The 15987-nt window shown below is 52.2% G+C and carries 13 protein-coding genes; 11 read left to right on the top strand and 2 right to left on the bottom strand.

The genetic code is table 11. The features are described from left to right. Positions 1 to 122 precede the first annotated feature (122 nt). From AC0YN0_RS25400 to AC0YN0_RS25380, 5 genes are all read left to right on the top strand, one after another. A complete protein-coding gene (locus AC0YN0_RS25400) occupies positions 123 to 1037 on the top strand; it encodes a carbohydrate ABC transporter permease (RefSeq protein ID WP_307471201.1) in 915 nt (304 codons plus the stop codon). A 25-nt stretch (positions 1038 to 1062) separates the two neighbouring features. Continuing rightward, positions 1063 to 2817, top strand: coding sequence for an ABC transporter ATP-binding protein (locus AC0YN0_RS25395; protein WP_475823754.1), 1755 nt, complete (start codon positions 1063 to 1065; stop codon positions 2815 to 2817). Beyond that, positions 2801 to 4627: an ABC transporter ATP-binding protein gene (locus tag AC0YN0_RS25390; protein ID WP_475823753.1), complete on the top strand. Its 1827-nt coding sequence runs from the start codon at positions 2801 to 2803 to the stop codon at positions 4625 to 4627. Before AC0YN0_RS25395 ends, AC0YN0_RS25390 begins: the two co-directional genes overlap by 17 nt. A 30-nt stretch (positions 4628 to 4657) precedes the next feature. Then, positions 4658 to 5602, top strand: coding sequence for a cysteine synthase A (cysK, locus tag AC0YN0_RS25385; RefSeq protein ID WP_337098336.1), 945 nt, complete (start codon positions 4658 to 4660; stop codon positions 5600 to 5602). A gap of 67 nt (positions 5603 to 5669) precedes the next feature. Continuing rightward, the gene (locus AC0YN0_RS25380; protein ID WP_475823752.1) at positions 5670 to 5960 is read left to right on the top strand and encodes a hypothetical protein; all 291 of its coding nucleotides are present in this window, start codon (positions 5670 to 5672) and stop codon (positions 5958 to 5960) included. 30 nt (positions 5961 to 5990) lie between these two features. Here AC0YN0_RS25380 and AC0YN0_RS25375 read toward each other — a convergent pair whose 3' ends face one another. Continuing rightward, positions 5991 to 6794 carry an AAC(3) family N-acetyltransferase gene (locus AC0YN0_RS25375; RefSeq protein ID WP_475823751.1) on the bottom strand — a complete coding sequence of 268 codons (804 nt, stop codon included), beginning with the start codon at positions 6792 to 6794 and terminating at the stop codon, positions 5991 to 5993. Between the two features lie 288 nt (positions 6795 to 7082). Here AC0YN0_RS25375 and AC0YN0_RS25370 point away from each other — a divergent pair, with 288 nt between their 5' ends. The 5 genes from AC0YN0_RS25370 to AC0YN0_RS25350 all read left to right on the top strand — a co-directional run bounded on the left by AC0YN0_RS25370 (position 7083) and on the right by AC0YN0_RS25350 (position 13968). Beyond that, positions 7083 to 8033, top strand: a complete 951-nt coding sequence (locus AC0YN0_RS25370) for an AEC family transporter (protein WP_442048310.1) — start codon at positions 7083 to 7085, stop codon at positions 8031 to 8033. 366 nt (positions 8034 to 8399) lie between these two features. Beyond that, the gene (locus AC0YN0_RS25365; protein ID WP_475823750.1) at positions 8400 to 9092 is read left to right on the top strand and encodes an ABC transporter ATP-binding protein; all 693 of its coding nucleotides are present in this window, start codon (positions 8400 to 8402) and stop codon (positions 9090 to 9092) included. Then, complete coding sequence (locus AC0YN0_RS25360; RefSeq protein ID WP_475823749.1) at positions 9076 to 10101, top strand: efflux RND transporter periplasmic adaptor subunit; 1026 nt, start codon at positions 9076 to 9078, stop codon at positions 10099 to 10101. Before AC0YN0_RS25365 ends, AC0YN0_RS25360 begins: the two co-directional genes overlap by 17 nt. Positions 10102 to 10194: 93 nt before the next feature. Beyond that, on the top strand, positions 10195 to 13080 hold the full coding sequence (locus AC0YN0_RS25355; RefSeq protein ID WP_475823748.1) for an ABC transporter permease: 2886 nt from the start codon (positions 10195 to 10197) through the stop codon (positions 13078 to 13080). A gap of 3 nt (positions 13081 to 13083) precedes the next feature. Continuing rightward, complete coding sequence (locus AC0YN0_RS25350) at positions 13084 to 13968, top strand: ABC transporter ATP-binding protein (protein ID WP_475823747.1); 885 nt, start codon at positions 13084 to 13086, stop codon at positions 13966 to 13968. 64 nt (positions 13969 to 14032) lie between these two features. Here AC0YN0_RS25350 and AC0YN0_RS25345 read toward each other — a convergent pair whose 3' ends face one another. Further along, positions 14033 to 14983: an ArsR/SmtB family transcription factor gene (locus AC0YN0_RS25345; protein ID WP_442048305.1), complete on the bottom strand. Its 951-nt coding sequence runs from the start codon at positions 14981 to 14983 to the stop codon at positions 14033 to 14035. Between the two features lie 208 nt (positions 14984 to 15191). On the opposite strand from AC0YN0_RS25345, the gene AC0YN0_RS25340 reads away from it, so the two are divergent. Beyond that, positions 15192 to 15953, top strand: a complete 762-nt coding sequence (locus tag AC0YN0_RS25340; protein ID WP_475823746.1) for an SDR family NAD(P)-dependent oxidoreductase — start codon at positions 15192 to 15194, stop codon at positions 15951 to 15953. Positions 15954 to 15987 lie beyond the last annotated feature (34 nt).

Genomic DNA, 15987 nt, shown 5'->3' with positions numbered 1-15987 from the left:
CTGTAAGTGCATATGTGCACTTACAGACACGTTCACAAAACTAGCTACTGTCTGTAAGAGCACCTATGCTCTTATAGACACCGCACATATTTTAAAACCGTTTATGAAGGGAGTGGATCAGAATGGGGAAGCTGGCTCGGCTTAGGATGAGGCTGCTTGGACGGGAAGCTGATAGAGGGCTGTTGTTCCGGCTGTTTATGTACGTGCTGCTCATCGATGTAGCATTTATTTATTTGAAGCCCGTATTTTATATGGTAACGACAATGGTGAAAAATGCGGGCGACTTGCTTGACCCGGCTGTCATTTGGGTGCCAAGCGCAATCTACGGGGGGCATCTTGCCGAAGCGTTCCGGATGCTGCATTACGCGGGCAGCTTCGCGCTCAGCTCGGGGCTATCGCTGCTAGTGGCTGTACTGCAGGTACTGTCGTGCGCGGTGGCGGGCTACGCGTTCGCAAGGCTCGATTTTCCGCTTAAGAAGCTGTGGTTCGCCGCGCTGCTGTTCACGTTCATCATGCCGCCCCAAGTGACGATATTGCCTTCCATTCTCATGTTCAAGGACCTCGGCTGGATCAATACGGTGCTGCCGATGGTTGTGCCTGCGTTGTTCGGGCACGGACTGAAGGGAGCTTTGTTCGTCATTATTTTCAGACAGTTTTTTGGGACGCTTCCGAAGGAAATGGAGGAAGCGGCGCGAATAGATGGAGCAGGGGCATTTCGCATTTTCTTTCGCGTCATGCTGCCGATCTCGCGATCGGCTATCATCGTCGTGTTCTTATTTTCCTTCGTATGGACGTGGAATGACGCGTATTTTCCATCGATGTATATGTTCGGCGCGTCGGATGTACCGTTGTCGGTCGGGATGGCGAAGCTTAATGCTTCGCTTAGCATGGAGTCGGATCAAGGCGGTTTGCGCGTATTCGTGGAGCCGCTCAAGATGGCCGCTTCTTTTCTCATTATTTTGCCGCTGCTCGTGCTTTACGCGTTCACGCAGCGCTGGTTCGTCGAGGGCGTGGAGCGTACCGGGCTAGTCGAGTAATTCGAAGGTAGGAAGTGATACGGAATTGAAATCACCGCGATTGTTAGCCGATTTTTTCAGACAGACCTGGCATATTTACATGTTCTCGATTCTGTTCCATCTCATTGCCAACATCATTCACGTTAACTTTCCGAAGGTGCTTGGCGACTTTACGAACGAGCTGGAGAGCGGAAGCTTGACGACCGATTCGGTCATCCGCTACAGCTGGCTGCTGCTTGGCATCGGCGTAGGCTTCGCGCTAATCGGAGGCCTCGCTCAATACCTTGTCATGTACGTCGGCAGGCTGTTCGAGTTTCTGACGAGGCGCCGGCTGTTCACGCATTTTACGGGATTAAGCGAAAGGTTCTATTCGAAGAACGGCGTAGGGAAGCTGCTCAGCTACTTCATGAACGATGTGACGAGCGTGCGCGAATCGATTTCGATGGGCGTCAACCAAACGGCTGGCGCAACGATTCTACTCATATCTACCGTTACGATGCTGTTCTTGAGCGATATTCCTTATTACTTAATTATTGCTTGCATTGTGCCGCTGCTCAGCATTCCGGTCATCGTGACGAAGTTCGGTCCGGTCATTCGCAAACGGTCGATGTCCGTGCAGGAGTCGCTCGGGACGATGACGGAGTCGGCGGAGGAGCAGTTCGGCGGCATTCGCGTCACGAAGAAGTTCGCCGTCGAGGACATTATGAACCGCCGCTTCGGCGAGACGGTAGACCGGATTCGCGACAACCAGTTGAGATTGGTACGGGTATCGTCGATCTTCCAGGCGCTTATTCCGTTCCTAGGTTCTCTGTCGCTCGTGATCGCGCTTGCGCTTGGCGGTTACTTGACGATTACGAAACAAATCTCGCTTGGCAGCTTCGTTGCGCTGACGCTTTATATCCGGATGCTGATGAACCCGCTGCAGCAGATCGGCAACGTCATCAATACGATGCAGCGCTCGCGTGCGTCGCTGGCGCGGCTGAACGACCTGCTTGGCAACGAACCGGACATCAGGCAGCTTGAGGATGCGTTGTCGCTCGACTTCCGCGAATCGGGCATCTATGTTCGCGACCTTACGTTCGCGTACGAGGAGTCCTCAAGGCCGGCTCTGCGCAATATCGATCTAGAAATTAAGCCGGGAACGACGCTTGGCATCGTCGGCAGAACAGGCAGCGGCAAGACGACGCTCATGAAGCTGCTTCTTCGTACCTACGATGCGCCTCCCGGCACGATTTGGTTCGACGGTACGGATATTCGCGAGCTGACGCTGGAGAGCTTGCGCGGTCAGATTGCTTACGTGCCGCAGGACGGCTTCTTATTCAGCACGACGATCCGCGAAAATATCGCGTTCTACCGTCGTGAAGCTTCGCTTGCAGAGGTTGAGGCAGCTGCGAAGCAAGCACAAATCTATAACAACATCATCGACTTCCCTGACCGCTTCGAGACGAAGCTCGGGGAGCGCGGCGTCACACTGTCCGGAGGCCAGCGCCAGCGTACAAGTCTCGCAAGGGGCATCATTAAGGATTCGCCGGTCATGATCCTCGATGATAGCGTCAGCGCCGTAGACGCAGTGACGGAGACGGATATTATTGAAACAATCCGGGCAGGGCGCAAAGGAAAGACGACGATTATAATCGCCCATCGTATCAGCGCGCTTAAGCATGCGGATGAAATCATTGTGATGGACGACGGAGAAATCGTTCAACGCGGGACGCATGAGCAATTGCTTGCGCAGGAAGGCTTGTACAAAACGCTTCATGCGATACAAGAGGAGGGAAGTCAGCATGCCGCAGGCCATTAACAACTGGCAGATGGATCAGAAGGCCGACCTTAGCCAGCCGGCAGCGAAACCCAAATATATATCGACGTTTCGGGCGCTTGGGGGTTATGCGAAGCCTCACTGGCTCGCTTTTCTCGGTGTATTCTTGTTCACGATTATTGCGATTGCGGCGGAGCTTCTTCAGCCGTACCTTGTAAAGATCGCCATAGACGATAAGCTGATCGGGGGCAATGGCGATTATAGCGGCTTGCTGGTCATTGGCGGCGTCTACCTTGGACTGTCGCTGCTTAGCTTGCTGTTCACTTACATGCAGAACAACGTGCTGCAGTACGCAGGACAAAGCATTGTCGCGCGCATTCGCAAGCAGCTGTTCGAGCATATTTCGAAGCTGTCCATGTCCTACTTCGACCGCGTGCCGAGCGGCAGCTTGATTACGCATGTATCGAGCGATACGGAGGCGATCAACCAGTTTTTCAACCAGGTGCTGCTTAGCCTGCTGAGAGACGGCATGACGCTCGTGTTCATCATCGTGCTCATGTTCCAGCTCGATGTTCAACTCACGTTGTACTGCTTGATTTTGCTTCCCGTCATCGCGCTTATCGCGATCGGCTTCCGATCTTACATGCGCAAGACGTACCAGATGGCGCGGACGCGGTTGTCCCGCCTCGTCGCGTTCACGGCGGAGAACTTGTCGGGCATGAACCTGATCCAAGTGTTCCACCAAGAGAAGGAGCAAGGCAAGCAGTTCAAGGAACGGAATGATTCTTACTTCCAAGCGAACGTGCGCGAGATTCGCACGAACGTGCTGTTCAACCGATCCTTCGAAATCTTAAGCAATATTTCGATAGCGCTCGTCACTTGGCTCGGCGGCAAAGCGGTGCTCGGATCGGATCTTGAATTCGGCGTCTTGTATGCGTTCATTACGTATATTCGCCAATTTTTCCAACCGATTAATACGATCACGCAGCAGTGGAATACGCTGCAATCGGCGACGGTGGCCGTGAACCGGATTTGGGGCATCTTCGCGATCGATCCGGAAGTGGACGATCGGAAGGACGCTAAACCGCTTGATCCTGCATCCGTTGAGGGACATATTAGCTTTGACGGCGTAACTTTCGGTTACGGAGGAGGCAGTCCCGTTATACGTAATCTTGATCTTCATATTAAGGCTGGCAGCATGATCGGCATCGTCGGCACGACCGGAGCGGGCAAAAGCTCGTTAATCAGTTTGCTATGCCGGTTCTACGACGTGTCTGAAGGAAAAGTGACGATAGACGGCACCGATATTCGGGATATTCCGCAAGCATCGCTGCATCGCGTCATTGGTCTAGTGCAGCAGGAGCCGTATTTATACTCCGGCACGATACTCGATAACGTCCGATTATTTGATGAAACGATCACTCGCGAGGCCGTCATTCAAGCATGCGAATTCGTCGGGGCCGATTCATTGATCCGGCAAATGAAAGACGGCTACGATACGCGCCTGTCGGAGCGCGGCAGCGGCCTGTCCGCAGGGGAGCGGCAGCTTATCTCCTTCGCCCGCATTATCGTATTCGAGCCGAAAATATTAATTTTGGACGAAGCGACCGCCAATCTTGATTCGCATACGGAGCAGTTGATCCAGTCGGCGCTTCAGCTCGTATCGGCTGGACGGACGACGATTGTTATCGCCCACCGGCTATCCACGATCATGCAAGCCGATCGTATTATCGTCATGAAGAAAGGCGAGATCGTGGAAGAAGGCACGCATACGGAATTGGTCGATATCGGCGGCTATTATGAGGAGCTGTACCGGCATTCGCAAGGAAAGTCGATGCATGAGGCTGGCTGATCAATTAATGTGAATTTGGAGGGGAAGAGCATGGTGAAAGCCGTACAGAACATTACAGAGCTAATCGGCGGAACGCCGATCGTCAAGCTGAATGGAATCGTTCCGGAGGATAGCGCGGAAATTTATTTGAAGCTGGAGTTTTTCAATCCCGGCAGCAGCGTGAAGGACCGGATTGCGCTAAGCATTATTGTCGAGGCGGAGAAGGAAGGAAAGCTGAAGCGCGGCGATACGATTATCGAAGCGACAAGCGGCAATACGGGAATCGGCATCGCGATGGTCGCGGCAGCCCGCGGCTATCGATCGATCATCGTTATGCCGGAGACGATGAGTCTGGAACGGCGCAGCCTGCTTAAAGCTTTCGGCGCGGAGCTAGTGCTCACACCTGGCGCGGAAGGGATGAAAGGGGCGATTCGGGTCGCCCAGGAAATACGGGAACGCAATCCGCATTACTATCCTGCCCAGCAGTTCGATAACGAAGCGAATGTGAAAATCCACCGCGAGACGACGGGGCCGGAAATTATCGAAGCGATCGAATCGCTTGACGGACAGCTGGACGCCTTCGTGGCCGGCATCGGCACGGGCGGCACGATTACGGGCGCGGGCGAGGTGCTTCGCGAGCGCTTCCCGTCCATTCATATCGTAGCGGTCGAGCCGTCCGCATCTCCCGTCTTGTCGGGCGGAGCGAGCGGTCCGCATAAGATTCAAGGCATTGGAGCCGGCTTCGTCCCTTCGATATTGAATACCGATGTGTACGATGAAATTATACAAGTGACGAACGAGCAAGCTTTCGAGGCTTCGCGCCGCGTCGCTCGCGAGGAAGGCATTCTCGGCGGTATTTCCTCGGGAGCCGCGGTCCATGCGGCACTCGAGGTTGCCCGCAGGCTTGGCAAAGGCAAACGAGTCGTCGCCGTTATTCCAAGCAACGGAGAGCGCTATTTGTCGACGGTATTGTACCAAGAAGAACAACAATTGTAATTTCCACCCTCTCCCATACGTAGTAGTAAGTAGTGGTCATTCAGTTACTGCGTAGGAGGGATGGGTGATGTTGATGATGGTATGGCTATTGTCATTAGCGCTATGCGTATTCGTCGTCTATTTAATTTATCGCAAGCGCCAGGAGGATGAGAACGGCTTGTTTCTGAAGCTGCTCGTATATTCCTTTATTGGCGCTTTTTCCTTAGGTTTGAACGACATTAAGCTGCCCTTGGGCTTCTTCATCGGATTGTTTATCGTGGCAAGGCCGAATAAGCGGAATCGGAAGTCGAAGCAATACGCGCTTCTTTTCGGCCTGCTGCTCTACCTCTGGTCGCTTGCGGCGCCGGCTGTGGGGTAGCGAATCTGGATGAGTGCATCGCTGCCTGAGTTAACGTCGATGCAGTTGCATCCAGTCAACGGCCCAGTCGATAAGCGGCCTTTGCTTGAGCAAGCGGACGGAGGCGTCACCGACCTTATGAATAGGGATGCCGTGTTGTTGCTCATACGCTAAGCCAAGCGGGACAAAATCGTCATCGACGACGGCTTGGGTGCTGTAGGTCGTCCATCTTCGTCCATCGCTTGTCATGATAGCGCTGCTCTCGTCGACGAACCGCTTGGATGGAAAGCTCGCCCGCGTTTCGGCCAAGTGCAAGGACGTGTTTTTGTCATGGCCGACCCCGATAAGGAGCACGAAACCATCCAACTCGTAAAGCTTGGCGATCGGGGAGCCTTCGCCAAATATATTGCTTAAATCATGTTCCTTGGTTATGTATTCGGCGTGCTTGCCTATGGCCGCGAATGATCTGGCCGGATGATCGGAGCGATGGGCTTCCGGCCACTTTCTGAACATCTCGGCGACCGCGCCCATGCCGATGGCCGGCGTAATATGCTTATCGTACGCGGGCCAGTTCTCCCTTATGATCGGCCACCATTCGGCCGGTTCTTCCCAGTGGACGCCGCTCTCGGGATCGAGATTTTTCCACGTTTGGGAAGGCATGATGAGCGTGCCTTCCTCTCCGACGATCTCAAGGAGCGCACGTATTAACGTTTCGGCCCCTCCTACGACAAAACCGATGCTGCTTAAGGACGTATGGACGATGATCGATTGTCCTTCCGCTACGCCGCAGTCTATCAATTGCCGGGTAAGCTGTTCCTTCGTTAGGATTGATCGAGCGGTGCTAGTTTCCTTCATGAATAAGCTCCTCCATTCTTGAATTGGGCACAAAAAAAGACAACCCCTCTAGATTAGAGGGGTTGTCTCCGGTAGAACCGGAAAAGCATTGCCCATAAATTGTATAAATAACTCTCGTATTTACCAGTATACGAGAAACGGCGGAGCACGGCAACGGGATTATTGTAACCCGAATCCTTGCCTAATCAGACCGCTGCCCCTAGAATAATAGAAGCACGCCATGCGCGGTCGCTGCTTCCCAAGATATGGAGGCATGCGAGTACCTAATAGAAAGAAGCAGATGCAGCTATGGATATTTTCATACATATATTACTGACGAACGTGTTGCCGATGGGCATTATGATCGGTCTGGGCATCATTATCCAAAGGGCTTTCTCGCTCGATATTAAGACGTTGTCCAAGCTGAACTTCTATTTGTTCTCGCCTGCGATTATGTTCGATCTCCTCTATAAGACGGAAATTTCAGCTAAAGTCATTTATCAGGTGCTCGCCTTCTTCGTCGTCTTCATGGCGGCGCAATATATCATCGTAGAGGCGGTTGTGCGTGCCAGAGGCTATAAGCCAAGCATGAAAAGCGCGATGCGCAACAGCGTCTTGTTCTACAATAGCGCGAACTACGGCATACCGCTGAATCAATTGGCTTTCTCCGGCAACGAGAGAACGCTGGCCATTCAGGTGCTTATCATGATGATGCAATCGCTTGTGCCGAACACGTACGGCATTTATAACGTTAACGCTCACAAAGCGGATATGCGGGCTATTATGAAGACGATTCTTTCTATGCCTATCATCTATATCATTCCGCTCGCCTTCCTTCTAAGAGGCTTCCACGTTCCGATTCCTGGACCGATCGCAACCCCGATCGACTATTTATCTAAGGCGTTCATCGGTACGGCGCTCATTACGCTAGGCGTACAGCTTGGCAATATGGAGTGGAAAATTAGCCGCTCGCTTGCGATCGACGTCAGCATATCCGGCATTCTTCGTCTCGTCGCGGGTCCGTTGCTCGCTTGGCTGATCGTATGGACGATGGGTCTCATTAAGCCGATGGAGCTCGACAAGCTGATGGCGGCGGCGCTGATCGTATCGTCGGCTGTTCCGACTTCGCTTAGCAGCGTTCTGCTGGCGGTAGAGTTCGACAATGAGGCCGAGTTCGCCTCGCAGTCGGTATTCGTATCTACTCTTATCAGCATGATTACCGTGACGGTCGTCATCTTCTTTTTGAATCTGGAAATATGATTAACACTCGCAATCGAAGCAACCAAGGGCAGCGTCCACACCCTTTGGCGGCTTCTTTTTTTGAATAAGTGGTTAAAAAAACACATGATAAGCTGGGAAATTCTTATTTATTTCCAATTTAAGCGATGATAGGATGTAATCAACAGGGATGGGAGAGGGGGAAGTGGGCCTAGCAAAACCTCTATTATGACATAAATATACAGCATTGTGACATGTATTTTGGTTAATCGATCGTTTATACTTCAAGGGCGGCTATTTTAGCTTGTTGGATTACTAGAATAGGTTTAAAATGGAAACGACAATACTGAAAGCGTTTTATAGCAAAATAATGTCTAGTAATCTCGGAATGTGGAGGTAAGTAGAACGATGCAGGCTGCAACAGACGCTATGATTCATGCAAACGCTTTAAAACGTACCTTCGGAAAGGGTACGGGAGCTGTTACGGTATTGAAGGGTGTTGACCTACACATTCCTTCTGGCAAGCTGATTGCCTTCAAGGGCCGCTCTGGCTCGGGCAAAACGACGTTAATCAACCTGCTTAGCGCGCTTGATCGTCCGTCGGAAGGACAGATCCATTTTGCAGGGCGCGACCTGACGGCTATGTCGAATCGGGAACGTGATCAAGTGCGGCGAACGGAGATGGGACTGATCTTCCAGTCCTTCGCGCTCATTCCGTTAATGTCCGCTTACGAGAACGTCGAGTTTATATTGCGTGTATCAGGGTTTCCGGCGAGCGGACGCAAGGACGCAGCCGTGCAAGCGCTTGATCAAGTCGGCTTGAAGTCGCGCATGCACCATCGTCCTTTCGAGATGTCGGGCGGCGAGCAGCAACGTACAGCCATTGCCAGGGCAATCGCTCATAAGCCGAAGCTGCTGCTCGCGGATGAGCCTACGGCCGAGCTGGATAGCCGAACGGGGTTGCAGATTATGAAGGTGTTCCGCGACCTGGTCGAGGACGCCGGAATGACGATTATTATGACGACGCACGACCCTGCCATTATGGAAATCGTTGATCATGTCTACGAATTGGAGGATGGACAAATTGTTGCAAAAGCTTAAACCTTTGCTAGGTATATCTTGTACGCTATTGCTCGGCGCATCGTTAACGGGCTGCTCGCTGCTGCCTGCAGAGGAAGAGGCGCTGAAGCCGCCGCTCGTCAAGCCAGCCGAAGAAAATTACCGTACGGTGACCGTGGAGAAAGGCAGTATTTCTCAGGAAATAAACGGTAGCGGAAGTTTAGAGTCGACGAATACAGAGCTTGTCCAGTTCAATGGTCAAGGCGGAAGAGTTCTAAAGGTAAACGTTAATGCAGGCGATCAGGTCAAGAAGGGCGATGTGCTCATTCAATTGAACCTCGACGGACTCGATGTGCAGTTGAAGGAGCTGGAGCTTGCGCTTGCAAAGACGAAGATATGGGTGAAGAATGCTACGTTAAATAACAATACGGACGATCAGAAGCTGGCTAGCTTGCAGCTCGAGATCGATACGATTAAGTATGAACGGCTTCTAAGCACGTTCAATAGCAAGCAACTCGTTGCGGGTATGGACGGTCAAGTCACTTTCGTTGAGGAATTGAAGGAAGGGGATTATGTCGAGCCTTATCAAACGCTTGTCATTATTTCCGATCCGAATGAATTGCGTGTAGCGCTTCGTGTCGAGGATGCGACTTCGATGAGCAGCGTAGACGTCGGCTACCCGGCACAAGTGATCTTCGGTTCGCAGACCATTGACGCGGAAGTCGTGCAAACGCCTTCATCTGCGCCGGAGACGCTTAATCCTCAGTTGCTGGAGCGGTATTCCAAGACCGTGTATATCAAAATGCCAACATTGCCGGAAGGCGCTAAGATCGGCTCATTAACGGACGTGAAGATCATCCTGCAGCACCGCGAGGATATATTGAAGATTCCGCGCAGCGGCTTGCGCAACTTCCTAGGCAGAACGTTCGTCCGGACGCTGGACGAGGACAATAAAGTACGTGAGATCGACGTCGAGACAGGCATTAAGGGATCGACAGAGATCGAAATTACGAAAGGTCTTGAAGAAGGGACTATCGTTGTGTTGCAGTAATTTGCTGTGATGAAGAATGTAAGGTGAGAGACGGCTTTGCCGATGTAACACGGCGTTAGCCCGTGAACGCTTGTTTTTGTGGGAGGTTTTCGAGTGGCTTTGTTTGTCATGATATTACGCAAGATGGTCCAGAACAAGTGGCTCGTCGCAAGCTTATTCATCGGCTTGTTAATGTCCGTCGCCCTGGTCAGCAGCATGCCGATCTATTCGGAAGCGATTCTGTCCCGCATGCTCGTCAAGGACCTGGAGACGATGCAGACGAAGACGGGCACTTATCCCGGGACTCATTATTCCAAGTTGTTTTTCACGAAAGAAACGCCTGAGAAGATGAATCAAATTTACAACCGCGTCAGCAAGTTTATTAAGGAGGAAGGAGCTCCGGGCTTCCAGCTTCCTATTCAGGAGGTTGTCACCGACCTGCAATCGAAGTCGTTCAAGATCCGGCCTCAGAACGATCCCGAGCCGGATACGAAGCGCAATGTGAAGAGCGTGGCGCTTCGCTCTTTCACCGACTTCGAGAAACACATCAAAATTTCGGACGGGCGTATGCCTTCGGCGCAGCCGGTTGACGGCGTGTACGAGGTGCTGTTGACGGAGAGAGCGCTCATTCAGTATAAGACCGTCATTGATTCGATCTTCATTATTGAAGACGACAAAATAACGGTGCCGATCAAGCTGAAGGTCGTAGGCACGTTCGAGAAGCTTGCGGATGACGATGCTTACTTCAGAGATACCGACTTAAGCGACTTGACGAATAGCTTCGTCATCAATGATCAGTTCGCTTACCAGCAAATGTTGAAGGACAACATTATCCCTATAGCAGGAGCAGGCTGGTTCATAGTCGTCGATTACTCGAAGATGGAGCTCCAGCATGTGGATGACTTCATTGCGACGAGCAACATGATTCGCGATACGATGCTCAAGAATGTGACGATGTACCAGATGGTATCTGAATCAAGGGCGCTTGAAGCGATCGCGACCTATATGGAGAGAGCCGAACAGCTGCGTACGCTTATGTGGTCGCTTAACGTTCCGGTACTCATTATGCTTGGCTTCTATATGTTCATGGTTTCGAACCTGATCGCAGATCGTCAAAAAAATGAAATTGCCGTATTACGCAGCCGTGGCGCGGCAAGATGGCAGGTCGTTACCTCCTATGCTGTGGAGGGCTTGCTGCTAAGCGGGATTGCATTTGGCCTTGGGCCGTGGCTGGGCATGGTGCTCACAGAGGTGCTGGGCGCATCAAGCGGATTTTTGGAATTCGTGCAGCGGGTAAGACTGCCTGTTCGGGTAACGAATGAGGCTTACCAATACGGCGCGATTGCGGCAGGGGCATGCTTCCTCATTATGCTCATCCCGATTATTCTTGCGACAAGAGTAACGATTGTCGGTCACAAGCAGCAGATGGCAAGGCTGACGAAGTCGCCGCTATGGCACAAAATCTTTCTTGACGTCATTGCCATCGCATTGGCGCTGTATGGACTTAATACGTTCAAGAAAAGGCTCGCCGATCTTCAAAGCCTTGGTCTGAATGCTAGCGATCTGACGATCGATCCGCTGCAATTCGTCGTTCCTGCCTTATTCATCATGGGCGGCGGCTTGCTGCTGCTTCGTCTGTACCCATGGGTACTGCGGCTTGTTTATTGGATCGGGAAGAAGTGGTGGCCGCCTTCGGTCTACGCGACGCTTATTCAGGTCGGACGCTCAAGCAGCCAGTATCAATTTCTAATGATCTTCCTTATTATGACGATTGCAACGGGCGTGTTCAGCGCGTCGGCGGCAAGAACGATCAACAATAATACGGAAGACCGCATTCAATACGGCAACGGCGCGGAGATGGTGCTTACCCAGCAGTGGATCAACGATGCGCCGCCACCGCCACCGCCTGGCGCACCTTCGGGCGGTGCGGCGGCAGCGGTAACGGATCCGGTCATTCATTACTTAGAGCCTTCATTCGATCCATTCACGAAGCTTCCGGGCGTGGAGCATGCAGCCAAAGTGTTCACGAAGAACGAAGCTGCTTTCTCCGTCAACGATCAATCGGGCGTAGCGAAGCTGATGGGCATCGATACGTTCGACTTTGGCAATACGACTTGGTTCAGAGACAGCTTGCTGGACTATCCGTTGAATGATTACTTAAATCTGATTGCCGCTGATCCTACGGCGGTCCTTATCTCAAGCACGCTGGCGAAGCAGAAGAATGTGAAGGCAGGCGACACGATCTGGGTAGGCTGGGAGGATGTGCCGCAGCAGCCGTTCAAGGTGTACGGCATTATCGAATACTTCCCGACGTTCAATCCGAACCCGCCGATCGGCAGCGTCGACGCCAGCAAGGAAGACTCGTTTACCAACGGTCCGATGCTTATCGTCGGCCATCTGCCTAGAATTCAGGTGCAGCTTGCGCTTGAGCCTTACGATGTGTGGATCAAGCTCGATACGGCAACGCCGACCGCCGAATTCTATGAAGGAATCACTGAACAGAAGATGTCGATTACGAAAATCGTCAACACGCGCGAGGAGCTGGCAACGGCCAAAAACGATCCGTTCCTAATGGCGCTTAACGGTGTATTGACGCTCGGCTTCGTGCTCTCGATTCTCGTCAGCTTTATCGGCTTCCTGCTGTATTGGGTGCTTTCCTTGCGCGGCCGCACGCTGCAGAACGGCATTCTGCGAGCGATTGGACTATCGCTTCGCCAGCTTATTACGATGCTGGCCGTGGAGCAGCTGTTCACGTCTGGGGTGGCCGTACTTATCGGCATTGGCATCGGCAACTTGGCGAGCAAGCTGTATGTGCCGAATTTCCAAATTGCGTTCAATCCGAGCAGTCTCGTTCCGCCTTTCAAAGTGATGTTCGAAGCTTCGGACTTGGTTCGTATTTATACGCTGGTCGGCATCATGCTCCTAGTAGGCCTCGTTATACTAGCCTATATGCTGTCCCGTCTGCGTATTCATCAAGCGATCAAGCTAGGGGAGGACTAACGAGTGATTCATTGCGAGGGACTAGTGAAAATATACAAAGCAGCCGATCTGGAAGTGTTCGCGCTGCAAGGGCTTGATCTGCACGTCGAGAGCGGCGAGCTGATGGCGATTATCGGCAACAGCGGCAGCGGCAAGTCGACGCTGCTTAATATGCTGGGCGGTCTAGACCGCCCAACCGCCGGCAAGCTGATGGTCGACGGCAAAGATATGTTGAAGTTCAAGGAGAAGGATTTCGTCAAATACAAGCGGGAGAGCGTCGGCTTCGTCTGGCAGAACAACGCTCGAAACCTCATTCCGTACTTAACGGCGCAGGAGAACGTGGAGCTGCCGATCCTGCTTACGGGTGCGCGCAAGCGCTGGAGGGCGAAGGAGCTTCTCGATGCGGTAGGCTTAAGCCACCGCGCTAACAATAAGCTGTATCAGCTCTCCGGCGGTGAACAGCAGCGGGTTGCCATTGCAATCGCGCTGGCTAACCATCCGAAGCTGCTGCTTGCCGATGAGCCTACCGGATCGGTCGATTCCAAGATGTCGAACCAAATCCTTGATCTGTTCCGCGAGCTCAATCGGACGATCGGCATTACGATCGTAATCGTCACGCATGATCCGGAGCTGGCGAAGAAGGTTGACCGCGTAGCGGCGATAAGAGATGGTAAAATCTCGTCCGAAATGCTGCGGAGACGCTCATACGCGGAAGAGCTTGCCGAGCTCGAAGAGGCTGAAGCGGAAGAGACGCATGTGGAGTATGCGATTCTTGACAAAGCTGGAAGGTTGCAGGTTCCTGCGGGCTACCTGGAATCGATCGGCGTCAAAAACTCGAATAAGCTGCGTCTGGAGTTGGGAGAAGGACGTATCGTCCTTTTGCCGCCGGAAACGAAGGAAAAGGAATAAGCCTAAACGAAAACAATGGCAGTCAGGAGCTCGTGTTCGAGACTCCTGACTGCCATTGTTGCATTTATTCGTTATCAGCAAGCGGCTGCTGGGGCTGATCCTCTGGCGTAAGCTTCGTATAGAAAAGCTTGAAGACGATGTCTTGGCTGTAATTGCCGAATCCGTCGCCGAACAGCGTGACGCCGCCGATATGGTTGGCGTCCTCCAGCACGGCAATTTGGAACGTCCAGTTTTTGCTGCGGATATCGATGTCGTTGATCGTCACGTTCGACAGCTTGACCCCGTCCATATAAGTGCCGTCTCGCCGGATGAAGAGCCGCTTAAGCAGTCCGTACTGGTTGACCTCTTCGAACCACCAGGACGGGTTAAGCTTGCCTTTGCCGCCGAAGTCCGAGGGGCTTGTCCACATGCCTACATTCACGTCATTGAATATGAAAGTAATATCGGACGGCCAGTTCCGGTTCGTAAAGGGAGCCTCCGACGATATTTCCATCGATATTTCAAGCTCTTCCGGCTGCTCGCTGTGGAGTAGAAAGTTCGGCAGCTTATATTCGATATAACCTTGCGTGAACCATAATATTTTGGCATGGACCCGCTCGGGATCGAGGAAATAGCGCGGGTCGTCGAACAAGCCGATTACTTTCTCCGGCGTGCAGATGCCGCAGGTAGGAACGATATTGATATCGGTGTAGTGACCGATGGATACCTCGCTCCTTCTCGATTCGCGGGGGATGACCTCCTTATGCGGAAATTCAATCTCCAGGCCGTCCATCGCAAGCGAGCATACTTTCTGCGCCGCGCCGCCTTTGCCGGGCGTCATTTCGGACTTAATGATGTTCGCTTTCTCGAGCTTCTTGACATGCATCGTCATAATGGCGCTGCTTAGTCCAAGCGCTTCGGCAAGCTCGCGGATATTCATCGATTTCTTAGAAAGCAAATGGACGATTTGAATCCGAACATTGCTGGAGATTGCCTCGAAGATAGGCAGATGCTCTTCGGACAGTTCGATTTTCAATGGAATTCCTCCAAAAAAATGATATATTTGTCGGTAATAGGGCGTTTGAGTTTCGGTAGATCGATCCTCGATGGATGTAAGGAAACGCGAGGGGAACAGAAAGAGTGAGATTTGAACATAAAAACATTGACTTTTTGATAGCATAACTAATAATAAAATATATAACAAATTACTTACTAAACTAATAAAGGGACGGTGTCCGTACGATATGAAGCTTGATCTCACAAACAAAACCGCATTAATAACAGGAGCGACCGGCGATCTGGGACGCGTAATGGCTAGAACGCTTGCCAAATGCGGAGCTAACATTGTTCTTCATTATAACAGTAACGAGTTAAAGGCAAAAGAGCTTCAAAGGGAAATGTCGGAAATTGGCGTGCAGTCGCTCATCGTAAAGGCTGACGTGACGAGCGAGAAGCAAATTAATGATATGAAGGACTATTTGGATGGGCAGGGCTGGCATGTCGATATCGTCGTCGCAAATGCCGTCATTCAATACGAGTGGACGAGCATTCTGAAGCAGGCGGCGGCTGATTACGTCAGCCAGTTCGAATCATGCGTCATGCAAAGCGTTTATTTGGCGAAGGCGTTCGTTCCGGCTATGATCGAGCGCAAGTATGGCCGTATGATCGGGATCAACACCGAGTGCGCGATGCAGAACTTCGCAGGGCAGTCGGCTTATACAGCAGGCAAGCGCGGCATGGATGGTATCTACCGCGTGCTCGCGAAGGAGGTAGGGGAGCACCAGATTGCGGTCAATCAGATCGCGCCGGGCTGGACGATCAGCGACCGCGACCGGGAGAACCATACGGAGCATAGCGAGAGCTATGAACAGACGGTGCCGCTGAAGCGCAGAGGAACGGATCAGGAAATCGCCAATGCGGTTGCGTTCTTGGCATCCGATATGGCGAGCTTCATAACAGGCGCTTACATCCCTGTGAACGGCGGAAACGTAATGCCAGCCATCTAACTTATCATCTAAGCAAAGCAACGGGGGAATCGAG

The organism is Paenibacillus sp. J22P218, assembly GCF_056269195.1.
Note: the sequence above shows the minus strand (reverse complement) of the source record. Positions and strands in the feature narration are given on the sequence as shown.